The organism is Blastococcus sp. SYSU D00820 (assembly GCF_054050695.1).
The window spans coordinates 115,718-137,984 of the sequence record NZ_JBJGZW010000007.1; the positions used below are offsets into that span (position 1 = coordinate 115,718).

Here is a 22,267-nt window from a genome sequence, read left to right on the forward strand (position 1 = left end):
CCTCCGCCCGCCGGACCCACGGGGCCGGCGCGCCGGGGCGCGTCCGGCTTGACGGCGGCTCGGGGGTCGGGTGTACTCGACGTGTTCGAACAGGCGTTCGAACTGCGTCGCTCTCCGCGCCGGCCGGGTCCTTCCCCACCCGCGGTGCGGGTCGGGCCGGCGCGCCGGGTGCGACAGCGGTGGGGAGTGGACATGAGCCGGGTGCTGGACGGGGTCGGTGGTCGGGTCGGCGAGGAGGTCCAGGTGGAGCGGGGGCCCCTCGGTCCGGTGCAGTTCTGGCGCGGGCAGTCCCGGTACGTCGTCGGCGAGCTGCTCGACTCCTGGGTGGAGACCCCACCGTGGTGGCGGCGTGCGGGAGCCCCGGGCGAGGGGGCCTCGGCCGACCTGGTCGCCCCCCGCGAGGTGTGGCGGCTGGAGGCCGTGCGCGCCGGCCGGTCGCGGATGAGCTTCGCCGGTGTCTACGACCTGTGCTGGGACGCCGCGGACAACCGCTGGTCGCTCGTGCGGGTGCACGACTGATGGGCGCCGTGTACGCCGTGGCCGACCAGCTGCCCCTGCCCCCGCCGGTGCCCGTGGCCGCCGCCCAGCTGCTCGACCAGGCCCACCGCGGGCTGGCCGAGGCGCAGGCGACGACCGACGTGCGGCAGCGCTACGCCACCGCCCACCTCGGTGCGCTGCGCGGCGCCGCGGCGGTGCTGGCCGCCCGCACCCGCCCGGAGTCCGGCCGGCGGCGGCCGCGCAGCGCCTGGGTGCTGCTCGGCGAGGTCGCCCCCGAGCTGGGGGAGTGGGCCACCTTCTTCGCCGCCGGCGCCGCCAAGCGGGCGGCGGCGGAGGCCGGGCTGTCGCACGCGGTCACCGAGCGGGAGGCCGACGACCTGGTCCGGGACGTCGCTGCCTTCCTCACCGTGGTCGAGAGCTGCCTGGCCGCCACGCCCGAGCCCGCTCCGCGGCCCCGGGTCGTCGGGGGCACCGCGCACCGGGGCACCACCTCGCGGGGCGCCACCCCGCGCGGCACCTCCCGCCGGAGGTGACCGACCCCTTCGTCCACCTGCACGTCGCCTCGGGCTACTCCATGCAGTACGGGGCCAACCACCCGGCCGACCTCGTCGCGCGTGCCGCCGAGCACGGCATGCGGGCGCTGGCCCTGACCGACCGGGACGGGCTCTACGGCGCGGTCAAGTTCGCCCTGGCCTGCCGGTCGGCCGACATCCGGCCGCTGTTCGGGGTCGACCTCGCGGTCACCCCGACGGTCGACACCGCCGTCCCGCCGGCGCTGGCGCACGTGCTGGGGGAGGGGCCGTCGGGGCCGCGGCACCGGTCGCGCCGCCCCGGCCCGCCGGAGGAGCCCGGCGGTGCCGCCGCGCGCGGGCGCCGGTCCCCGGCCCGGGGCGGGGCCAGCGTCGACCCGCGGCTGCCGCGGGTCACCTTCCTGGCCCGGGACGGCGAGGGGTGGCGGTCGCTGTGCCGGCTCACCAGCGCCACGCACCTGCGCGGCACCCGTGGCGAGCCGGTCAGCTCGCTGGCGCTGGCCGCCGAGCACCCGCTGGGCCTGGTCGCCCTGCTCGGGCCGGACTCCCCGGTCGGGCGGGCGCTGGCCGCCGGCCGGGCCGACGTCGCCGCCGCGCGGCTGGCCGCCTGGCGGTCGGTGTTCGGCCCGGGGCAGCTGGCGCTGGAGGTGGTGCACCACCGCGGCCGGGGGGACCGCTCCCGTGCCCAGGCGATGCTGCGGTTCGCCGCGGAGGCCGGCGTCCCGGTGGTGCTGAGCAACGCCGTCCGCTACGTCGACGCCCTCGACGCGCCCACCGCCGACGTCCTCGACGCCTCCCGGCGGCTGGTCGCCCTCGACCAGCGGCACGTCGACCGGCGCACCGCCGAGGGCTACCTGAAGTCGGGCAAGGAGATGGCCGAGGTCGCCGAGGACCTCGTCGGCCCCGACCGCGACGCCGCCCTCCGGCTGCTGGAGCGCACCGCCCGGCTGGCCGAGCAGTGTGCGGTCGACGTCCGGGAGGACCTCGGCATCGGCACCGTCCGCTATCCCGAGCTCGACGTGGTCACCACCGCCGCCGAGCAGGGGATGAGCCCGGCGCAGGTGCTGCGGGCCCGCTGCGAGGCGGGCCTGGGCCGGCGCGGGATGGGCCGCAGCACCGAGGTGGAGCGGCGGCTGGAGGAGGAGCTGGCCGTCATCGAGCAGCTGGGCTACCCGTCCTACTTCCTCACCGTCGCCGACGTGGTCGACCTCATCTCGAGCTTGAGGGTGAGGGCGGCCGCCCGCGGGTCGGGTGCCGGCAGCCTGGTCACCTACCTGCTGGGCATCTCCGACGTCGACCCGATCCGCTACGGGCTGCTGATGGAGCGCTTCCTCTCGCCGCTGCGCCACCAGCTGCCCGACATCGACATCGACGTCGAGTCCGCCCGGCGCATGGAGGTCTACGACGCGGTGATCGAGCGCTTCGGCGCCGAGCGGGTCAGCTGCATCTCGATGATGGACACCTACCGGGTGCGGCACGCCATCCGCGACGTCGGGGCCGCGCTGGGCCTGCCGCCGGCCGAGGTGGACGCCGTGGCCAAGGCCTTCCCGCACATCCGGGCCGACCAGGTGCACGCCGCCCTGCGCGACCTGCCGGAGCTGCGGGCCAGCCGGTACGGCTCCCGCCGCGCCGGTGGCACCGGAGACCTCGACCTGCTGTTCGACCTGGTCGCCCGGCTCGACGGGCTGCCGCGGCACATCGCGCTGCACCCGTGCGGGGTGCTGCTGTCCGACGCCACGCTGCTGGACCGCACGCCGGTGGAGAACAGCTACCTCGGCTATCCGATGAGCCAGTTCGACAAGGACGACGTCGAGGAGCTCGGGCTGCTCAAGCTCGACCTGCTGGGCATCCGGATGCAGTCGGCGATCGCGCACGCCCTCGACGAGGTGGCCCGGGTCGACGGCGAGGAGGTCGACATCGACGCCGTCCCCCGCGACGACCCGACGACCTTCGAGCTGATCCGGAGCACGCGGACGCTCGGGATGTTCCAGATCGAGTCGCCCGGGCAGCGCGAGCTGGTCGGCAAGTTCGGGCCGCAGACGTTCGAGGACATCATCGTCGACATCTCGCTGTTCCGGCCCGGTCCGGTGAAGAGCGACATGGTGACCCCGTTCCTGCTGGCCCGGAACGGCTGGCAGGAGCCGGTGTACCCGCACCGCGACCTCGCGCCGTACCTGGAGCAGACCGCCGGGGTGGTGGTCTTCCACGAGCAGGTGCTGCAGATCGTGGCGCAGATGGCCGGGTGCACCCTGGCCGAGGCCGACGAGGTGCGCCGGGCGCTGGGCGAGAAGGACCTGCACGACGAGGTGCGCGCCTGGTTCATGCCGGCCGCCCTGCAGCGCTATCCGGTCGAGGTGGTCGAGCAGGTGTGGGGGGTGCTGGTCGCCTTCGGCTCGTTCGGCTTCTGCAAGGCCCACGCCGCGGCGTTCGCGCTGCCCACCTACCAGTCGGCCTGGCTCAAGACCCACCACCCGGCGGCGTTCCTCGCCGGGGTGCTCACCCACGACCCGGGCATGTACCCGAAGCGGCTGATCCTCGACGACGCCCGCAACTTCGGCGTCCGGGTGCTGGGCCTGGACGTCAACGCCTCGGCCGACACCTACCGGGTGGAGCGGGTCGACCCCGCCGAGCGGCCGTGGTCGCGACCGGAGTGGATGCCGCCGTCGATGGCCGACCCGTCGCGCTACGGCATCCGGCTGTCGCTGGCCGACGTCAAGGGCATCTCCGACGACGAGGTGGCGCGGATCGTCGCCGGCCAGCCCTACCGCTCGCTCACCGACTTCTGGTCGCGGGCGTCGGTGTCCCGGCCGGTCGTCGAGCGGCTGGTGCTCGCCGGGGGCTTCGACTCCCTCTACGGCTTCGGCGTGCGCGACCGGGAGGCCGGGCGGCCCACCCGCACCCGCGGCCAGGTCACCCGGCGCGACCTCCTGCTGCAGATCGGCGAGCTCGACCGCTGGACCCGCAGCGGGGCGAAGGCCGGCTCGGTGGGCCAGCTCAGCCTCGACCTCATGGGGCTGGAGCTGCCCGGCGACGAGCCGGCTCCGGAGGAGACGACGCTGGAGTGGGCGGCCGGCAGCGGGCTGCCCGAGTTCACCGACGCCGAGCTGGTGCGCGCCGAGCTCGAGGTGCTCGGCCTGGACGCCAGCCGGCACGTCGTCGACTTCTACCGGCCGTTCCTGTCCGCGATCGGTGCGGTGCCCGCCGGGGAGCTGCTCGGCAGCCGCAGCGGCGCGGAGGTGCTGGTGGCCGGGGTCAAGGTGGCCACCCAGACGCCGCCGATCCGGTCGGGCCGGCGGGTGGTGTTCGTGACCCTCGACGACGGCACCGGCTGCACCGACTCGACCTTCTTCGAGGACGCCCAGGGGCCCTACGCCGCGACGGTGTTCCACTCGTGGCTGCTGGTCATCCGCGGGGTGCTGCGGCGCACCGGGCCGCGCGGTGTCTCGCTGCGGGCCACCGGGGCGTGGGAGCTGCCGGCGCTGCACGAGGCCTGGGAGACCGGCGGGCCGGCCGCGGTCGCCGAGCTGATGGCTGCGCCGGGGGAGTACACCGAGCAGGCCATCGCCGGGGCGGCGGCCTCGCACGGGTCGCGGCCGGTGGTGGTGCGGCCGGTGCTGGTGCACCCCACCGGGTTCCGCATGTCGCCCTACGCCGACATCAAGCCGGCCGGGGAGGACACCAAGGTGGCGGCCCGGCGGGCCGCGGCGGCGCCGCGGAAGCTGTGGCACTCCAGCCCGGGCAGCTCGGGGCACTGAGCGCGGGGCACCGAGCGCGGGGCACCGAGCGCGGGCATGGTGCCGGTGCCCGGCACCATGCCTGCGTGACCCCGGACCTGCGCGTGTGCTTCGTCGGCGACTCGTTCGTGGCGGGGGTGGGCGATCCCGAGCACCGGGGCTGGGTCGGGCGCCTCTGCGCCGGCAGCGCCGCCGCCGGCCGGCCCCTCACCGGCTACGTGCTCGGCGTCCGCCGCGACACCAGCCGCGACGTGCGCGCCCGCTGGACCGCCGAGTGCGCCGCGCGGCTGGGCGGCGAGTGGGACAGCCGGGTCGTGGTCTCCCTCGGCGTCAACGACACCACCGCGGAGGGCGCGGGCACCCGGGTGCCGCCGGAGCAGTCGGCCGCGAACCTCGCCGCGGTGCTCGACGGCATCGCGGAGCGCGGGTGGCCGGTGCTCGTCGTCGGCCCGCCGCCGGTCGCCGACCCGGCCCAGGACGAGCGCACCGCTGCGCTCGACGTCCGCCTCGCCGCCGTCTGCGCCGACCGCGGCGTCCCGCACGTGCCGGTGCACGCGCCACTGCGCGCCAGCAGCACCTGGATGGCCGAGGTCGCCGCCGGCGACGGCGCCCACCCGGCCGCGGCCGGCTACGCCGAGCTCGCCGGCCTGGTGCTGCCGCACTGGCTGGCCTGGCTGGACCGCAGCTCCCCGGCCGGCCGATGAGTTCGGCCGCCTGCCGCGGTCTCCCCTCCTGACGCCGGCAGCCCGCCGGCCCGCCCGCGGAGGAGCCCACCGTGCCCAAGCAGATCCCGTGCCTGTGGTTCACCGACCAGGCCGAGCAGGCCGCCGTGCACTACACCTCGGTCTTCCCGAACTCCTCGATCGGCGCGGTGACCCGCTACGGGCCGGACATGCCGCTGCCCGAGGGCACCGTCATGACCGTCGCCTTCACCCTCGACGGGCAGGAGTACACCGCCCTCAACGGCGGCCCGGAGTTCACCTTCAGCGAGGCGATCTCCTTCCAGATCATGTGCGCCGACCAGGACGAGGTCGACCACTACTGGAGCCGCCTCACCGACGGCGGCGAGGAGAGCCAGTGCGGCTGGCTCAAGGACCGCTTCGGCGTCTCCTGGCAGGTCATCCCCGAGGAGCTGTACACGCTGCTCGGCGACCCCGACCCCGAGCGGGCGATGCGGGCCACCCAGGCGATGCTCGGCATGCGCAGGATCGACCTCGCCGAGATCCGCCGCGCCGCCGACGGCGTCCCGGCCTGACAGGGGCGGCAGGCGCGACGACCGGTGCGCCGGCCGCCGCGCCACTAGGCTCCGACGGGTGCCGCCGTCTGCCCCTGCCTCGCCCGCCGCGGAGCAGCTGCCCGCCCGCACCGCCGCCGTCTGGGCCGCCCTCGACCCGGTGGTCCGGGCCGGCGCGCCCCTGACGGTCCTCGACGTGGGCGGCGGCAGCGGCATCCTCGCCGTTCCGCTGGCCCGCCTCGGGCACGACGTCACGGTGGTCGACCCCAGCGCCGACGCCCTCGCCACGCTGGCCCGCCGGGCCGCCACCGAGGGGGTCGGCGAGCGGGTGCGCGGCGTCCAGGGCGACGGCGACCTCCTGCACGAGCTGCCCGTGCCGGCCGACGGCGGCTACGACCTCGTGCTCTGCCACTCCGTGCTCGAGGTCGTCGACGACCCCGCGGTCACCCTGGGGGAGATGGCCCGCACCCTGCGCGCCGGCGGCACGCTCAGCGTGCTCACCGCCAACCGCGCCGGCGCCGTGCTCGCCCGCGCGCTCGGCGGCCACCCGGTCGAGGCCCTGGCGCTGCTGGAGGACCGCGACCCCGCGCCCGGCCGCGCCCGGCCGGCCCGCCGCCGGTTCGGCCCCGAGGACCTCCTGGCGCTCGTCCGCGACGCCGGCCTCGAGCCCGGTCCCTGGCGCGGCGTCTCCGTCGTCGCCGACCTGCTCGACGCCGCCTCCGGCGCCAGCCCCGACGCCGTCCGCCGCCTGGAGCTGGCGCTGGCCGGCACCTCGCCCTACCGGGACGTCGCCACCGGGCTGCACCTGCTCGCCACCCGCCCGTGACCCTCCCGGCCGACCTCGCCCGTCCCGCCTACGGCACCGCCACGCTGGCCGACGTCCTCCCCGGCGCGGCCGCCGCCCTCGGCGTCCCGGTGTCCCGCGGCGACCTGCCGGCCGATCCGCTGGGCCTCACCGAGCTGCTCGGCGGCGCCCGCCGGGTCGCCGTCCTCCTGGTCGACGGGCTCGGTGCCGACCTGGTCCGCGCGCACGCCGACCTCGCGCCCACCCTCGCCGCGCTGCCCGGCCCGCTGGGCGACCTGCAGGCGCCGTGCCCCAGCACCACCCCGGTCAGCCTCACCACGCTGGGCACCGGCCTGCCGCCGGGCAGCCACGGCGTGCTCGGCTTCGTCACCGCCGTGCCGGGGGAGGACCGCACCCTCAACCACACCGCCTGGGCCGACGACCCCGACCCCCGCGACTGGCAGGCACAGCGCACCGTCTTCGAGCAGGCCGCCGACGCCGGCCTCGCCGTCACCGCCGTCGCGCCCTACGCCTTCGCCGGCTCCGGCCTCACCAGCGCGGCCTACCGCGGCGCCGACTACTCGGGCACGGTCAGCGCCGGCGACCTCTCCGCGGGGGTCCTCGCCGCGCTGGCGGCCGCCCCGCGCAGCCTGGTCTACGGCTACACCGCCGAGCTCGACCTCACCGGGCACATCCGCGGCGTCGACTCGCCCAGCTGGCGGGCCCAGCTGCAGCTGGTCGACCGGGTCGTCGCCCAGGTCGTCGACGGCCTGCCCGACGACGCCGCGCTGCTGGTCACCGCCGACCACGGCATGCTCGACGTCTCCGCGCACACGCGGCTGGATCTCGACGAGGAGCCGGAGCTGCTCGAGGGGGTGCGGCTGCTCGCCGGCGAGCCGCGGGCCCGCTACCTGCACACCGTCCCCGGCGCCGCCGACGACGTCGTGGCCCGCTGGCGCGCCGAGCTCGGGCACCGCGCCTGGGTGGCCGGCCGCGACGAGGCGGTGGCGACCGGCGTCTTCGGCCCGGTGGCCGGCGCCGTGGCCGAGCGGATCGGCGACGTGGTCGCCCTCGCCCGGGGGAACTGGGTCATGACCGCCGGCCGGCGCGAGCCGGGCCCCAGCCGGCTGCGCGCCTACCACGGGTCGCTGACCGCCACGGAGCTGGCGATCCCCCTGCTGGTGGCCCGGGGTCGCGCGCTGGGCTGAGCAGCGCCGGGCCGCGGGCTCAGACCTGCCGGTGCACCGTCGAGGTGACCGTCCGCCCGCCCGCGGACACCGCCATCGACAGCACGTGCCAGGTGCGGGTGTGCGCCGGGTGCGTCGCCGAGCAGGTCAGGTGCGCCGCCTCGGCCGACGGCCGGCTCTCGATGCCGACCACGACGTCGCCGTCGGCGCCGGCCAGCGTGACCACCCAGCGCTCCACGGCGGCGCCGACCGGCGTCAGCCGGGTCATGCCCAGCGGCGGCAGGTCGTCGACGCCCAGCTGGCCGAGCTCCTCCCGCGCGAAGTGCTGGGCGGCCTGCACCGGCGGCGGCAGCCCCGCCCGCCCGCGCAGCCACGGCAGCGCCACCCGGCCCTCGCGGTGCGCGGCGACGACCTCAGCGCCGTCCCCGGGCACCTGCCCGTAGTAGTGCCCGTGCGGCAGGACGACGACGTTGGCGGCGAACCGGTCCCCGCCGAGGTGGCTGCACTCCCACACGTCGGCGCCGGCCTCGGCCATCGCCCGGGCCAGCGGCCGGCCGCGCAGCGCGCAGCAGGCGTCGTGCCCGCCGTGGCTGCACACCAGGTAGGTCAGCCCGTCGGTGCGCTCGCCGGCCGTGCCGTCCCACGGCGCGGTCAGCAGGTCGGCGTCGGAGTCGCGCACCGACCACCAGGTGCCCCGGTGCCCGGGCCGGCTGTCGACGTAGGCCCAGCGCCGTCCGGAGTCGGCCAGCCGGCCGTCGGGACGGCGCACCAGCAGCAGCCGCACCCCCTCGGCGCGGGCCCGCCGGGCCAGCTCCGGGGCCACCTCGGCGTCGAACCGCGACTGCAGCAGGGCGTCGCGGCCCCACGGGCCCGGCTGCTCGACCAGCACCCACCGCTGCGCCGGTGCCGCCGTCCCGACCGCCGAGTCACCCCGGGCCAGCGCGCGCGCCGAGCAGCGGCCCTCCGCGATCCGGCCCGCGGGGCGGGCCGGGCGCCGGGCCGGGTCGCTCACCCTGGCGGCGGGGCGTCGGGCAGCCGGGCGTCGCGGACGACGGCGATGGACTCGGTGACCAGCCGGCGGGCGAGGGTGAGCCGATCGGCGGCGTCCAGCCCGGGCAGATCGGTCACCTTGAGCTCGCCGGCGCTCAGCAGCTCGGCCAGCGCGGGGGCGGTCCCGGCGGGGAACTCGTGCCGGCGCCGGCCGCCGATCAGCACCACCCGGCCGTCGGCGGGCTCGCGCAGCTGGCAGCGCAGCCGGCGGCGCAGCCGCAGCACGGTGTCCGGCGTCAGCGCCGCGGCGGCGCCGGCCTGGGCCAGCGGGGCCACCGGCTCCGGGCGCACCTGCGACCAGGTGCGCGCCCGCAGCCGCTCGGCGACCTCGGCGGGGTCCACCCGGTCCAGCCAGGCGCGCAGCGCGGCGACGACGTCGGTCACCTCGCCGGTGACGGCGCCGGGGTCGGCCAGGTCGACGCCCAGGGGCAGCGACGACCGCAGCGCGGGGTCCTCGGTGGCGAGCTCCCGGACGACGTCCAGCGCGGCCTCCGCGGCCGCCCACCGGGTCACCGAGTGCACGCCGACGGTCAGGTGCGCGCTGATCTCCCCGAGCGCGGTGGCCGAGTGCAGGTAGCCGCGCGGCAGGTAGAGGGCATCGCCGGGCCGCAGCACCGTGTCGATCACCGGCTCGCCCTCCGCGGCGGCGGCGACGGCGGCACGGCGGTCGGTCCAGGGCTGGGTGCGCAGTGGGTCGGGGAGCACGGGGGCGTGGATCGTCCAGTGCTTCTCGCCGGCGACCTGCAGGACGAAGACGTCGTGCACGTCGTAGTGCGCGGAGAACCCGCGCGAGGACGGCGGGGTGATGTAGGCGTTGACCTGGGTGGGGTGGCCGAGGTCGGCGGCCAGCTGGTCGGCGAACTCGATCAGCGGCGGCCAGAGCCGGTGCAGCCCCTGCAGCACGACGGTGCTGCCCTCGGCGAACAGCCGCAGCACCGCGTCGGAGGAGACCTGGTCGGCGACCTCGGCGCCGGCGCCGCCGGAGGTGGTGAAGCGCGCGGCGGGCACGACCTCGCCGTCCTTGGCGATGCGGAGGAACGGCGTGCGCAGGCCGCGGCGGGAGAGCAGCTCGTCGACCGCCTCGAGGGTGAGCAGGTCACGGAAGTCCGCGCCGGTCTCCTCGGCGCGGGTCAGCAGCGGGGCACGGCCCCAGTACTGCTCGGCGAAGACCTGCGGGTCGACGTCGGCGCACCGGCGCAGGGCCGGGCGGACGTCCTCCCCCGGGGGAGAGACGCCCGCCCGGTCCCCGCCGGTGGGGTCCTGGCTCAGGCCGAACCGTCCGCGCCGCCGTCGGCGCCACCGTCGTGGACACCGGGGGTGCCGCCGCCGGAACCGGCGTCGTTGGGGCCCTGCTGGCCGTTGTCGGCGCCCATGGCCGCGCCGCTGTCCGCCCCGCCGTCGGCACCGCCGTCCGCGCCACCGTCACCGGCACCGCTGTCCGCGCCGCCGTCGGCCCCGCCGTCGCCGGCGCCGCTGTCCGCGCCGCCGTCGGCCCCGCCGTCACCGGCGCCGCCGTCGGCCCCGCCGTCCGCGCCGCCGTCCGCGCCCCCGTCACCCGCGCTGATGATGTCCTCGTCGTCGAGTGCCATGTCTCTCCCGTCTGGGTCGAGGGCCACCGGGTGGTGGCCGTCCGGGCGTGCTGTACCTCCCCGATCCTGCTCTCACACCCGCTCCCCGACCAGCGGGAACGACGAGTGGCGGCACGCTGGGCAACGGTCCGGTCACGACACGGCTCCGGGATGCCCGCCGCCCGGGACGGGCCGTACTGTCCTCCCCGTCGGTCGAACACACGTTCGAGGAGGGGGTCGGGGTGCCGGGGAGCCGGGCGGCGGGGTGCGGCGTGCTGCACGTCGACATGGACGCCTTCTTCGCCAGCGTCGAGGTGCGCCGGCACCCCGAGCTGGCCGGCACCCCGGTGATCGTGGGGGGCACGGGCGGCCGGGGGGTGGTCACCTCGGCCACCTACGAGGCCCGCCGGTACGGCGTGCACGCGGCGATGCCGACCGCGCGGGCGCTGCGGCTGTGCCCCACGGCCACCGTCCTGCCGGGCGACCTCGCGCTCTACGCCGAGGTCTCCCGGTCGGTGATGGCGCTGTTCCGGTCGATCACCCCGCTGGTCGAGCCGCTCTCCCTCGACGAGGCGTTCCTCGACGTCTCCGGGGCCGGCCGGCGGCTGGGGGACGCGGCGGAGATCGGCGAGTACATCCGGGCGCGGGTCTTCGACGAGCAGGGCATCACCTGCTCGGTCGGCGTCGCCGGCACGAAGTTCGTCGCCAAGCTGGCCTCCACGCACGCCAAGCCCGACGGGCTGCTCGTCGTCCGCCCGGCCGAGGTCATGGACTTCCTGCACCCCCTGCCGGTGGGCGCCCTCTGGGGCGTGGGCGCCAAGACCGAGGAGGTGCTGCTGCGGCTGGGGCTGCGCACCGTCGGCGACCTGGCCCACGTGCCGGCCCGCACCCTGCAGCGGGCGGTCGGCGTCGCCGCCGGCAGCCAGCTGCACGAGCTGGCCTGGGGGCGCGACCCGCGCCGGGTGGTGCCCGACGAGCCGGAGCGCTCGGCCGGGCACGAGGAGACCTTCGCCACCGACGTCGACGACCCGGCGGTCGTCCACCGCGAGCTGCTGCGGCTGGCCGAGCGGACGGCGGGGCGGCTGCGCTCGGGCGGCTGGCTGGCCCGCACGGTGAGCATCAAGGTGCGCTTCGCCGACTTCACCACCCTCACCCGCAGCCGCACCCTCGAGGTGCCCACCGACGTCGGCCAGGAGCTCTACGACACCGCCCGGGCCCTGTTCGACGCCCTCGGCCTGCAGCGGGCCCGGATCCGGCTGGTCGGCGTGCGGGGTGAGCGGCTGGTCCCCGCGGGCGACACCCCCCGCCAGCTCGAGCTCGGCGCCCGGGAGCACGGCCGCCGCGAGGCCGAGCTCGCCGCCGACCGGGCGGCCCGCCGGTTCGGGGCCGGAGCGGTGCGCCCGGCCACCCTCCTGCGCCGCGCGGGGGAGGGTCCGGGGCCGGCGCGTCGGGAACCCCGGACGCCGTTCATCCGTCCTCTGTCCGAGCCGGCGACCCACCCGCGAGAGTGATCGTCGGGCGCGTGCGGCGGGTCGCGGTCGACTCGCCTTTCGCGCCCCGCAAAGGGCTCGTATCCTCGATGTCACCGTCGGCGGGAGCCTCCGACGGCCATGGCTCCGCCCACCTGGAGGTCTCGGTGCCGCTCTCCGAGCACGAGCAGCGACTGCTGGAGCAGATCGAGCGCGCCCTCGTCGATGACGATCCCAAGTTCGCCTCCACGGTCAGGACCGGCGATCGCCGGGTCAAGGCCCGACGCAAGCTGCAGATCGGCGCGTTGCTGGTCATCGTCGGGCTGGTCCTGCTCGTCGGCGGGCCGGTCACCCACCAGTTCATCCTCGGCGCCCTGGGCTTCCTCGTGATGTTCGCCGGCGCGGCGCTCGGCGTCCTCAACTACCGCTCGGCCACCGGCGCGGTCGAGGGGGGCGCCCAGGCCCCGGCCGGGGGTGCCGGCGGCAGGGGCGCGGGTGGCCGCGGTCGTGGCCGGGCTCGCCGCCAGCCGCTGAAGAACCGCCTCGAGGAGCGCTTCCGCCGCCGCTACGACCAGTAGCCGCAGCGGTCGCACCACCCGCTCGTCCCGGCAGCCGCCGTCCGGACCGGACGGCGGCTGCCGCGCGTCCGGGGTCGGTCCGGCGGTGCGGAGGGTCCGGCCGTGCGGTGGGTCGGGCGGTGCGGCCGGTCAGGCGGTGCGCCCGGCCAGCGCCCGCAGCCGCCGGACCGGGGCGCTGTCCCGCAGCCCCGCCGGCACCGACGCCGGCAGCAGCAGCGCCCGCAGCCGGGTCGCCGGGGCGGCCGCGCCCAGCAGCCCCCGGCGGGCGGTGCGCAACGCGACCGCCAGGTCCGCCGGCGGCGCGCTGCCCGGGCGGGCGTAGCTGGCCGCCTCCTCCGCCCCGGCCAGCACCGCGACGGCCTCCCGCGCGCCGGGGCCGCCGGCGGCGCGGCCGGCCCGGTGCGCGCCGCCCGAGCCGGGCAGCGCCTGCGCCAGCCGCGCGGCCACCTGCCGCGGGGTCTGGGTCTCGGCCCAGGGCAGCCCCAGGTCGCGCGCGGTGGCCGCGAGCTCGTCCCACAGCGCGGCCGGCGTGCCGGTCGCCAGCCGGCGGCGGCGCTGCAGCGCGCGGACCCCGGCCGGCAGCGCCAGCAGTGCGGCCACCGCCAGGAGCACGCCGAGCACCGGAAGGGCCGGGCGCAGCCAGCCCGCGGAGTCCGCCGCGGCCGCGGCCTCCGGCGCCTCCTCGGCGACGCCTTCGACCGGCGCGACGGTCGGCTCGGGCACCGGCGCGGGTGCGGCGGTGACGTCGGTGCGCGGATCGACCTCGAGGTCCTGCGGCCGGGGCGCCCACGGCAGCTCGACGGCCCGGTCCACGTCGATCGGCGTCGGGTCGTAGGGCACCCAGCCGGAGCCCTCGAAGTAGACCTCCACCCAGGCGTGCGCGTCGTCGCTGCTGACCAGCCGGCTGCCGTCGGGCTGCACCAGCCCGGGGGTGTAGCCCAGTGCCACGCGGGCGGGCACGCCGGCGGCCCGCACCATGACCGCCATCGAGCCCGCGTACTGCTCGCAGTACCCGCGGCGCAGCCGCAGGAAGTCGGCCAGGTCGTCCCCGCTGGTGCCGGGGGCGGTGGCCAGCGAGTAGATCCAGCCGTTGGCCCGGTCGGTGAGGAAGCCGTAGACCGCCTGCACCCGCTCGTACGGGGTCTCGGCACCGGCGGTGAGCGAGGCGACCAGGTCGGTGACGCCGGGGTCGAGCTCGGGCAGGGCGGTGTAGCGCTCCTGCAGGGGGTCGCCGGGCGGGAGGGCCGGGGTGTCGACCAGCTCGGCGGGGGAGGGGCGCGGCTCCTGCGCCAGCTGCCGGTAGGTGTGCCCGGCGGTGGTGGTGTCGCGGCCGAAGACGGTGCTCGTGGTCGGGTCGAACCGCCAGTCCGGGGCGTCGTCGATGGAGACGGCGACCGGGGCGTACAGCAGCGGGAGGAACCGGTCGTCGTGCTCGATGGCGGTGATCTGCGCCTGCACCTGCCGGTCGGTCGCGCTGCCCGGCAGGGAGCCCAGCCGGTCGCCGTCGACGGTCGTCTCGCCGTCGAGGTTGGACAGCGTCCAGCCGTTCTCGCTGTCGTACACGTCGAGGGCGACCGCGCGCAGGTACCCCGGGTCGGGGACCGAGGCCTCCAGCCGCAGCAGGTCGATCGGCTCGTCGCGGGTCAGCTGGCCCTGCAGCTCGGCGACGGGGTCCAGCGAGGTGCCGGTCGACCCGCCGCCGCCCGAGCCGTCGCCCCAGCCGGCGGCCAGCTCGCCCTCGGCCAGCGTGGGCACCAGCCCGCCGAGCAGCACGGCGGCCACCAGCGCCAGGGCGCCGGTGCGCAGGGCGGCGCCCGCGCCGGTCAGCAGGGTCGACCGCCGGCCCTGCCGGGGCCGCCAGGCCAGCCGCCGGTGCTGGTCGGCCCACAGCAGCAGGGCCAGCCCGGCGGCGGGGGCGGCGACGGCGGCCAGCCCGATGCCGCCGGTCACCGTGCTGACCGGGACGCAGAACACCAGCAGCAGGCCGAGCGCGGCCAGCGCCGGCTGCCTCCCGCCGACGGCGATCAGGTCGATGGTCACCGCGACGATGCCCACCAGCAGCGCGGTCAGTGCGACCAGGCCGGTCAGGGGGAGCGCCGGCGTCGTCTGCTCGCGGATCTCCGCCGAGCCGTCGGCGAGCACCTGGCCGAGGTCGGCCAGGCTGGCGGGCGTCGGCAGCCACCCGAACAGCGCCTGCCCGGGGGCGAACAGCGCGGTGAACAGGCAGGCCAGGGCGGCCAGCTGGCCGAGCGGCACCAGGGGGACGCCGAGCGCCCCCCACCGCGGTGGCTCCGACCGGCCGGCCGTCACGCGGGCCCACAGCACCGCGCCGGCGGCCCGCAGCACGAGACCGGCCGCGGCCACGACGGCGACGGCCGCGAGCACCGGGGGGAACCAGCCGCCGGCGGTGAAGACGGGGGACAGGGCCACCGCGCCCAGCAGCGTGGCGGCCGCGGCGGCGAGGGTGGTGCCGGCGTCCAGCGCCAGCGGCGAGGGCCCGGGGTCGGCCGCGGTCACGCCGGCACCCCCATCGGGCCGGCCGGGAGCGGCGCCGCGCCGGCGCCGAGCAGCGCGGCCCAGGCCTGCTCGACCGGGTCGGGCGCCCCGGCGACCACGACCCGCCAGCCGGCGCCGCGCAGCAGCCGCGCGGCCTCCTCCTGCTGGCGGGCGAGCTGGTCGCGGGCGGCACCGGACAGCGACCGGCGGCTGCGGCCCCGCCCGTCGACCACCCAGCTGCCCACGTCGACGAGGACGGCCAGATCGGCCGAGGGCCCCGAGCGCGCCCGGGCCAGCCCGGCGACGTCGTCCGGCCCGACCGCGCCGAGCAGGGCCACCACCGGGCCGTCGCCGGCCAGCCGCGCGAGCCGCTCCACGCCGGCGTCCAGGGTGGCCAGCCGGGAGGCCTGCAGCACCGCCAGCCGGTCGAGCAGCTCGGCCGCGCCCAGCCCGCCGCGGCCCTCGGCCGGGGCCAGCTCGCCGGCGTCGGTGACCACGCGCAGCTCGGCCCCCCGCCCGGCCAGCGCGCTGCCGATGCTGGCCGCGGCCTCCACCGCCCACTCCAGGCTGTCGGCCGGCGGCGCGTCGTCGCCGGCCGGGCCCGGCACCGGGCCGCTGCCGCCGCGGGCCAGCAGGTGGGCGCGCACGCGGGTGTCGAGCAGCAGGGTCGCCTGGGCCCGCCAGGGCCGCTCCTCCAGCCGCACCATCAGCTGCCCGGCGCGGGCGGTCGCCCGCCAGTGCACCTTGCGCAGGTCGTCGCCGTGGCGGTACTCGCGGGTGCTGACGTCGTCCTCGCCCTGGACGGCGATCGACCGGCGGGCGCCCTCACCGCCCCGCCCGGCGCCACCGGCCAGCCCGCCCGCCGGCAGGGACCGCACGCGCGGCACGACCAGCAGCGGGGTGGTCTCGGTACCGGCGACGCTGCGCATGACCAGGCCGAAGGGGTCGACCAGCCGCAGCCGCAGCGGCCCGAGGGCGAAGCGGCCGCGGCGGGCGCCGTGCAACGCGTAGTGCAGGGCCGCGGTGGACCCGGCGGGCAGCCGCTCCACCACGTACCCGGGGGCCGGGCCCAGTTCGGCGGGCAGCTGCTCGGACAGCAGCCACAGCCCGCCGGTGCGGCGGTCGGCGTTGGTGACCTCGAGCAGCACGTCGGCGTCGCCGCCGCGCGGCACGCGGGCCGGGGTGACCGTGCGCCGGGTGGACAGCCGGAACCGGGAGCGGGCCACCGTCGCCGCAGACAGCAGCGGCAGCACCAGCACGAAGACCGCGACCTGCACCAGCGGCAGCTCGCCGAGCAGCGCGCCCAGGCCGAGCAGCGTGGCCCCCGCGGCGATCAGGCAGCGCCCGCGGAGGGTGAGGGACGACAGCGCCGTCCCGACCGGGCCGCGCGCCATCCTCAGCGTCCGCGGGGGACCGGGGTGGCGCCCAGCAACCCGCCGACCACCTGCTCGCCGGTGCGCCGCGCGGCCGCGGCGTCGGGGGTGAGCAGCAGCCGGTGGGCGAGGACCGGGACGGCGACGGCCTGGACGTCGTCGGGCAGCACGTGGTCGCGGCCGGCCAGCGCGGCGGTGGCGCGGGCGGTGCGCAGCAGCTGCAGGCCGGCCCGGGGCGAGGCGCCCAGGCGCAGCTCGGAGGAGCGGCGGGTGGCCTCGACCAGGGCGACGACGTAGCGGCGGACGGCCTCGGAGACGTGCAGCGTGCCGACGGCGGCGACCAGGGCCCGCACGGTGGCGGCGCTGGCGACCGGGGAGAGGGAGGCCAGCGGATCGGCCGTCGACTGGTCGTCGAGCATCGCCAGCTCGGCCTCCCGGTCGGGGTAGCCCATCGACACCCGCGCGGTGAACCGGTCGCGCTGGGCCTCGGGGAGGGGATAGGTGCCCTCCATCTCCACCGGGTTCTGCGTCGCCATCACCATGAAGGGGCGGGCCAGCTCGTAGCTGACGCCGTCCACGGTGACCTGGCGCTCCTCCATGCACTCCAGCAGCGCCGACTGGGTCTTGGGCGAGGCGCGGTTGATCTCGTCGGCGACCACGACGTTGGCGAAGACCGCACCGGGCTTGAACTCGAACTCCCGGCTCTCCTGGTCGTACACGGCCACGCCGGTGACGTCGCTGGGCAGCAGGTCCGGGGTGAACTGGATGCGCCGCACGCTGGCGTCGATGGAGCCGGCCAGCGCCTTGGCCAGCGTGGTCTTGCCCACGCCGGGCACGTCCTCGATGAGCAGGTGTCCCTCGGCCAGGAGGACCACCAGCGCCAGCCGGACGACGTCGGGCTTGCCGTGCACGACACGGGCCATGTTCGCCGCGATCCGGGCACCCTCCACGGCCACGTCGACCGAGGGGGTGCCGGGCGTGGTGCGGGACACCTCGGTCACGGGATCCACCGTACGTGGCGCCCGGCCGCCGCGGCGGGCCGCGCGGACTCCCCACCCCCGCCCCACCGCGCCCCACGAACCGCCCCACCGGGCCCCACCGGGCGCCCCCCGGCCCTCCACCGGCCGCCCCCGGCGCCCCTCCGGGCCGGTCGAGGGGCCCCGCCGGGCGCCCGCCGGAGGGCTCCGCCGGCCCTCCCGGACGCCGGTGGCCGGGGTGCGTCCGCCCAGGTCACCGGGGAGCGGGGCGGTCGTGGGGGGAAGCGGTCACGACATGGTGTCGAGTGGTGTCCAGTGGGGCCCAGTGGGTTACTGTGTGGCCCGGTGGGGAGGCAGGGCCGGTCCCGGGGTCCCCGCGGACGTCGAGGAGGACCCATGGGGGAGGTGATCCGGTGTTCGTCGGCAGCTACCCGTTGCGCCTCGACGAGAAGGGCCGGCTCGCACTCCCCGTCCGCTTCCGCGAGCAGGTCGGCGACGGCATGGTGATCAAGAAGGGCCAGGAGCGCTGCATCTACGGCCTCACCATGGCCCGGGTCGCCGAGCAGAGCGCCGCCGCGGCCGCCATGGCCCCCGCCGACACCGCCCAGGCCCGCATGCGCGCCCGCATGAGCTTCGGCTCGATGGTCGAGGTCGAGCCGGACAAGACCGGCCGCATCACCATCCCGGCCGGGCTGCGCGAGTACGCCGGCCTCGACCGGGACGTCGTCGTCGTGGGCGTCGACACCCGCTTCGAGATCTGGGACGCCGCCACGTGGGACGCCTACGTGGCCGAGCAGGAGGCCGCCTACGCCGACATGGAGAGCGAGGGGATGCCCACCCTGTCCTGATCCCTCCCCGCCCGCACCGCCCCCTGCGACCTGCCTGGCCCACCCGCCGACCGAGCCGACTTCCCCGCGGCTCGACCGGTCCGGCCCGAACCGACTTCCCCGCGGTTCGGACCCCCGCGAGCCAGGCACCCGACATCCGTCGGAGCGTCGCGACCGGCATCCGCCGCGACCGGCGCGGGCCCCCGTCCCCGCGGGGCACCACCTGACGCTCTTCCCCGACGCCAGGCGGGCCCCGCGGGGGGCGGGCCGGTCACCCCCTCATCTCCCCGCGGCCCCGGGAGCCCCACGCGCCCCCCGCGCCGCGCCGCGTCACCTCCACCGCCGACCGCGCCCCCCGCGCGACCATGTCGGGACCCGACCCCGGTCCCGCCCCGACCCGTCCAGGAGCCGTCGACGATGAGCAGCACCGAGCCCGTGCGGCCCGCGGTGCACGTGCCCGTCCTCCTCGAGCGGGTCACCGAGCTCCTCGCTCCCGCCTGCGCCGCGCCGGGCGCCGTCCTCGTCGACGCGACCCTGGGCCTGGCCGGGCACACCCTGGCGCTGCTCGCCGCCCATCCCGGCCTGCGCGTGATCGGCCTGGACCGCGACCCCGACGCCCGCGCCGAGGCCGCCCGCCGCATCGACGCCGCCGGGCACGCCGACCGGGTCACCCTCGTGCCCGCCGTCTTCGACGAGCTGCCCGACGTCCTCGACCGGCTCGGTGTCCCCGAGGTCCAGGGCGTGCTGTTCGACCTCGGCGTCTCCTCCCTGCAGCTGGACCGCCCCGACCGCGGCTTCAGCTACTCCCAGGAGGCCCCGCTCGACATGCGCATGGACCCGGCCGGCCCCCGGACGGCGGCCGACGTGGTCAACACCTACAGCGCCGCCGAGCTCGCCCGCGTGCTGCGGGTCTACGGCGAGGAGCGCTTCGCCGGCCGGATCGCCGCGGCCATCGAGCGCGAGCGCGCCCGCGAGCCGTTCACCACCACCGGCCGGCTGGCCGAGCTGGTGCGGGCGTCGATCCCGGCCGCCACCCGGCGCACCGGCGGGCACCCGGCCAAGCGCACCTTCCAGGCGCTGCGGATCGAGGTCAACGACGAGCTGGGCGTGCTGGAGCGCGCCCTGCCCGCGGCGCTGGAGGCCCTCGCCGTCGGCGGCCGCATCGCCGTCATCACCTTCCACTCCCTCGAGGACCGCATCGTCAAGCAGACGCTCGCGGCCGGCGCCACCGACCGGACGCCGCCGGAGCTGCCCGTGCCCGTGCCCGAGCTCGGGCCGGTGCTGCGGCTGCTGACCCGCGGGGGCGAGGCGCCCTCCGACGCGGAGGTCGCCGCCAACCCCCGCGCCGCCTCGGCCCGGGTGCGGGCCGCCGAGCGCATCCGGAGGGCCGCGTGAGCGCGACCGCCCGCGCGCCCCGGCCGGAGGACCGGCCCGGCCGCACCGCCGCCCCGGCGCGGCCCCGCGCCGCCCGCCCGGCGGCCGTCCCCGCCGTGAGCGGCCGCGCGCACTCGGCACCGCTGCGCACCCGCCCCGCGCGTCCGGCGACCCGCCCCGCCCCCGGGGCGGCAGCGCGCCCGTCGGCCGCCGCGCCGCGCGTCGTCCCCACCGCGCCGGCCCGTGTGCGGGCGGCGGCCACCCCGGCCGCCCGCCGCGCGCCGTTCGTGCTGCTGGTCCTCGCCCTGCTGGTCGGCACCACGCTGGCCCTGCTGTTCCTCAACACCGCCATCGCGGTGGACAGCCTCAAGGCCACGCAGCTGCGCGCGGAGAACGCCCAGAAGGCCCAGCGGATCGAGCAGCTCGAGCAGCAGGTCGTCGCGGGGAACACCCCCGCGGCGCTGGCCTCGGCCGCCGCGACCGCCGGGCTGGTGCCCGCCGGGGCCGCCGCCTACCTCGTGCTCGCCCCGGACGGCAGCGCCACGCTGCGCGGCACCCCCGAGCCGGCGACCGCGCCCGCCGACCCGGCCGAGGGCGGCGGCTGATGGCCCCGCCGCTCCGCCCGGCGCCCGGCCGCCGGCCGGCCGAGCGCGTGCCCGCCCGCGGCGCCGCCCGCTCGGGCGCCCCGCGCTCCGGTGCCTTCGCGCCCCGCCGCCCGCCCGGCCGGCGGCACAGCGGCATCGTGCTCAGCCCCAGCCGCTCCCGGCTGACGATCGGCTTCGTCCTGGTCGTCGTGCCGCTGCTGGTGATCGTCGGCAAGCTGGTCTTCCTGCAGGGCGTCGACGGCTCCCGCTACGCCGCCGACGCCGCCCAGGAGCGGCTGCGCACCTTCGTCGACACCGCTCTGCGCGGGCAGATCCTCGACCGGGACGGCCATCCGCTGGCCTACACCGTCGACGCCGCCCGGGTCACCGCCGACCCCTCTTTGATCGCCGACCCCCAGCGGACCGCGCTGGCGCTCACCACGCTCCTCGACGTCCCCGCCTCCGAGCTGACCGAGCTCCTGTCGGCCGACGGCCGCGACGTCACCCTCGCCCGGCAGGTCTCGCCGCAGACCGTGGACGCCATCGAGGAGCTGCAGCTGGCCGGCATCTTCTTCCGCGACGACCCGGTGCGGCTGTACCCGGCCGGCACCGTGGGCGGCCAGGTGGTCGGCTTCGTCGGCAGCGACGGCGACGGCCTGGGCGGCATCGAGCTGCGCTTCGACGACCAGCTCTCCGGGGTCCCGGGGGAGCGGCGGGTCGAGGTCGGCAGCGGCTCGAACCCCATCCCGTCGGGCATCGACGAGAGCACCCCGGCCGTCGACGGCAGCGACGTGCAGCTCACCGTCGACCAGGACGTGCAGTACGTGCTCGAGGAGCGGCTGGCCGAGGCCTGCCGGGACGGCGCCACGACCCGCGCCTCCGGCGTGGTCCTCGACGTGCACACCGGCGAGGTCGTCGCCATGGGCTCGTGCCCGGGCTACGACCCGGCGCAGGCCCGCAGCACCGATCCGGCCCTGCTCGGCAACCCGCTGGTCTCCCAGGTCTTCGAGCCCGGCTCGGTGATGAAGGCGGTCACCCTCGCCGCGGCGCTGGAGGAGGGGGTGGCCACGCCGGACACCGTGCTCACCGTGCCGGGGCACATCCAGGCCGGGGACGCCGTCGTCACCGACGCCCACGACCACGAGCCGGTGGACTGGACGGTCACCGGCATCCTCGCCAAGTCCAGCAATGTCGGCACGATCATGCTGGCCCGCGAGGTCGGCGACGCCACGCTGGAGGAGTACCTGCGGGCCTTCGGCGTCGGCAGCACGACCGGCGTGGAGCTGCCGGGGGAGAGCGCCGGCATCCTGCAGGACTCCGCGGACTGGACGGCCAGCCGCGCGGCCAACGTGCCGATCGGGCAGGGCGTGTCGGTCACCACCCTGCAGATGGCCTCGATCTACCAGGCCATCGCCAACGGCGGGGTCCGCATCGAGCCGCGGATCGTGGCATCGGTGACCGCGCCGGACGGCACGGTCACCCGCCCGGCCGCCCCCGAGCCGACGCGGGTCGTCAGCGAGGCCACCGCCGACCAGATGGCCTACATGCTCGAGGCCGTCGTCGGGCCCGGCGGCACCGCGCCGCTGGGCGTGGTCGAGGGCTTCCGGGTCGCCGGGAAGACCGGCACCGCCCAGCGGCCCAACCCCGAGACCGGCGGCTACGCCGGCGGCGGGTACGTCACCACCTTCGTCGGCTTCGCCCCGGCCGACGATCCGCAGTACGTCGTCGCCGTCGACCTGGAACGTCCCACCAGCGCGGCCGAGGGCGGGCAGGTCGCCGCTCCGGTGTTCGCCGACGTCATGCGGTACGTCCTGACCGCCGGCGGCGTGGTGCCCTCGGGCACCGCCCGCCCGGAGTTCCGGCTGACCGGCGACTGACCGCACCGCCGCGTCGGGCGGGGCCGCGGCCGCCCGCCGGTAGGATCCCCAACCGCGGGAGCGCACCAGCGTCCCCCCGCCCCGACGGGGGAGGGCACGTGCGCGTGCCCGTCGAGGACCAGCGAGG

The 22,267-nt window shown here is 77.8% G+C and carries 19 protein-coding genes; 13 read left to right on the plus strand and 6 right to left on the minus strand.

From position 1 onward, the window contains the following. Positions 1-192 precede the first annotated feature (192 nt). The 7 genes from ACI79R_RS10370 to ACI79R_RS10400 all read left to right on the plus strand — a co-directional run bounded on the left by ACI79R_RS10370 (position 193) and on the right by ACI79R_RS10400 (position 7,988). Positions 193-519 (plus strand): DUF6504 family protein, encoded by a 327-nt coding sequence (locus tag ACI79R_RS10370; protein WP_456573527.1) that lies wholly within the window; start codon positions 193-195, stop codon positions 517-519. Further along, positions 519-1,031 (plus strand): SAV_6107 family HEPN domain-containing protein, encoded by a 513-nt coding sequence (locus ACI79R_RS10375; protein WP_456573528.1) that lies wholly within the window; start codon positions 519-521, stop codon positions 1,029-1,031. Before ACI79R_RS10370 ends, ACI79R_RS10375 begins: the two co-directional genes overlap by 1 nt. Further along, a complete protein-coding gene (locus tag ACI79R_RS10380) occupies positions 1,028-4,783 on the plus strand; it encodes a DNA polymerase III subunit alpha (protein ID WP_456573529.1) in 3,756 nt (1,251 codons plus the stop codon). Before ACI79R_RS10375 ends, ACI79R_RS10380 begins: the two co-directional genes overlap by 4 nt. A gap of 65 nt (positions 4,784-4,848) precedes the next feature. Further along, positions 4,849-5,466 (plus strand): GDSL-type esterase/lipase family protein, encoded by a 618-nt coding sequence (locus tag ACI79R_RS10385; RefSeq protein ID WP_456573530.1) that lies wholly within the window; start codon positions 4,849-4,851, stop codon positions 5,464-5,466. Between the two features lie 71 nt (positions 5,467-5,537). Next, the gene (locus ACI79R_RS10390; RefSeq protein WP_456573531.1) at positions 5,538-6,017 is read left to right on the plus strand and encodes a VOC family protein; all 480 of its coding nucleotides are present in this window, start codon (positions 5,538-5,540) and stop codon (positions 6,015-6,017) included. Positions 6,018-6,075: 58 nt separating this feature from the next. Continuing rightward, positions 6,076-6,822 carry a class I SAM-dependent methyltransferase gene (locus ACI79R_RS10395; protein ID WP_456573532.1) on the plus strand — a complete coding sequence of 249 codons (747 nt, stop codon included), beginning with the start codon at positions 6,076-6,078 and terminating at the stop codon, positions 6,820-6,822. Beyond that, the gene (locus tag ACI79R_RS10400; RefSeq protein WP_456573533.1) at positions 6,819-7,988 is read left to right on the plus strand and encodes an alkaline phosphatase family protein; all 1,170 of its coding nucleotides are present in this window, start codon (positions 6,819-6,821) and stop codon (positions 7,986-7,988) included. The genes ACI79R_RS10395 and ACI79R_RS10400 overlap by 4 nt, the downstream gene beginning before the upstream one ends. Positions 7,989-8,007: 19 nt before the next feature. Here the strand turns inward: ACI79R_RS10400 and ACI79R_RS10405 are convergent, their stop codons facing one another. The 3 genes from ACI79R_RS10405 to ACI79R_RS10415 all read right to left on the minus strand — a co-directional run bounded on the left by ACI79R_RS10405 (position 8,008) and on the right by ACI79R_RS10415 (position 10,606). Beyond that, positions 8,008-8,979, minus strand: a complete 972-nt coding sequence (locus ACI79R_RS10405; protein WP_456573534.1) for a sucrase ferredoxin — start codon at positions 8,977-8,979, stop codon at positions 8,008-8,010. Next, positions 8,976-10,025: a cupin domain-containing protein gene (locus tag ACI79R_RS10410; RefSeq protein ID WP_456573535.1), complete on the minus strand. Its 1,050-nt coding sequence runs from the start codon at positions 10,023-10,025 to the stop codon at positions 8,976-8,978. Before ACI79R_RS10410 ends, ACI79R_RS10405 begins: the two co-directional genes overlap by 4 nt. A 257-nt stretch (positions 10,026-10,282) precedes the next feature. Continuing rightward, positions 10,283-10,606, minus strand: coding sequence for a BatC protein (locus ACI79R_RS10415; protein ID WP_456573536.1), 324 nt, complete (start codon positions 10,604-10,606; stop codon positions 10,283-10,285). Between the two features lie 251 nt (positions 10,607-10,857). Here ACI79R_RS10415 and dinB point away from each other — a divergent pair, with 251 nt between their 5' ends. After that, positions 10,858-12,096: a DNA polymerase IV gene (gene dinB, locus ACI79R_RS10420; protein WP_456573537.1), complete on the plus strand. Its 1,239-nt coding sequence runs from the start codon at positions 10,858-10,860 to the stop codon at positions 12,094-12,096. A 125-nt stretch (positions 12,097-12,221) separates the two neighbouring features. Further along, the gene (locus ACI79R_RS10425) at positions 12,222-12,632 is read left to right on the plus strand and encodes a DUF3040 domain-containing protein (RefSeq protein ID WP_456573538.1); all 411 of its coding nucleotides are present in this window, start codon (positions 12,222-12,224) and stop codon (positions 12,630-12,632) included. 129 nt (positions 12,633-12,761) lie between these two features. On the opposite strand, the gene ACI79R_RS10430 is transcribed toward ACI79R_RS10425, so the two are convergent. The 3 genes from ACI79R_RS10430 to ACI79R_RS10440 are packed head-to-tail and all read right to left on the minus strand — an operon-like array spanning position 12,762 to position 17,502. After that, complete coding sequence (locus ACI79R_RS10430; RefSeq protein WP_456573539.1) at positions 12,762-15,149, minus strand: transglutaminase family protein; 2,388 nt, start codon at positions 15,147-15,149, stop codon at positions 12,762-12,764. Then, a complete protein-coding gene (locus tag ACI79R_RS10435; protein WP_456573540.1) occupies positions 15,146-16,522 on the minus strand; it encodes a DUF58 domain-containing protein in 1,377 nt (458 codons plus the stop codon). The genes ACI79R_RS10430 and ACI79R_RS10435 overlap by 4 nt, the downstream gene beginning before the upstream one ends. Positions 16,523-16,524: 2 nt before the next feature. Then, positions 16,525-17,502 (minus strand): AAA family ATPase, encoded by a 978-nt coding sequence (locus ACI79R_RS10440; protein WP_456573541.1) that lies wholly within the window; start codon positions 17,500-17,502, stop codon positions 16,525-16,527. 389 nt (positions 17,503-17,891) lie between these two features. On the opposite strand from ACI79R_RS10440, the gene mraZ reads away from it, so the two are divergent. From mraZ to ACI79R_RS10460, 4 genes are all read left to right on the plus strand, one after another. After that, on the plus strand, positions 17,892-18,326 hold the full coding sequence (mraZ, locus tag ACI79R_RS10445; RefSeq protein WP_456573542.1) for a division/cell wall cluster transcriptional repressor MraZ: 435 nt from the start codon (positions 17,892-17,894) through the stop codon (positions 18,324-18,326). Positions 18,327-18,722: 396 nt separating this feature from the next. Next, positions 18,723-19,700, plus strand: a complete 978-nt coding sequence (rsmH, locus tag ACI79R_RS10450) for a 16S rRNA (cytosine(1402)-N(4))-methyltransferase RsmH (protein ID WP_456573543.1) — start codon at positions 18,723-18,725, stop codon at positions 19,698-19,700. Continuing rightward, entirely contained in the window at positions 19,697-20,284 is a 588-nt protein-coding gene (locus tag ACI79R_RS10455; protein ID WP_456573544.1) for a hypothetical protein, read from the plus strand. The genes rsmH and ACI79R_RS10455 overlap by 4 nt, the downstream gene beginning before the upstream one ends. Next, entirely contained in the window at positions 20,284-22,140 is a 1,857-nt protein-coding gene (locus ACI79R_RS10460) for a peptidoglycan D,D-transpeptidase FtsI family protein (RefSeq protein ID WP_456573545.1), read from the plus strand. The genes ACI79R_RS10455 and ACI79R_RS10460 overlap by 1 nt, the downstream gene beginning before the upstream one ends. Positions 22,141-22,267: the final 127 nt, after the last annotated feature.

Coding starts and splice junctions, on each gene's coding strand:
- ACI79R_RS10370 (WP_456573527.1), top strand. CDS start 193: ATGAGCCGGGTGCTGGACGGGGTCGGTGGTCGGGTCGGCGAGGAGGTC.
- ACI79R_RS10375 (WP_456573528.1), top strand. CDS start 519: ATGGGCGCCGTGTACGCCGTGGCCGACCAGCTGCCCCTGCCCCCGCCG.
- ACI79R_RS10415 (WP_456573536.1), bottom strand. CDS start 10,606: ATGGCACTCGACGACGAGGACATCATCAGCGCGGGTGACGGGGGCGCG.
- ACI79R_RS10435 (WP_456573540.1), bottom strand. CDS start 16,522: ATGGCGCGCGGCCCGGTCGGGACGGCGCTGTCGTCCCTCACCCTCCGC.
- rsmH (WP_456573543.1), top strand. CDS start 18,723: ATGAGCAGCACCGAGCCCGTGCGGCCCGCGGTGCACGTGCCCGTCCTC.
- ACI79R_RS10460 (WP_456573545.1), top strand. CDS start 20,284: ATGGCCCCGCCGCTCCGCCCGGCGCCCGGCCGCCGGCCGGCCGAGCGC.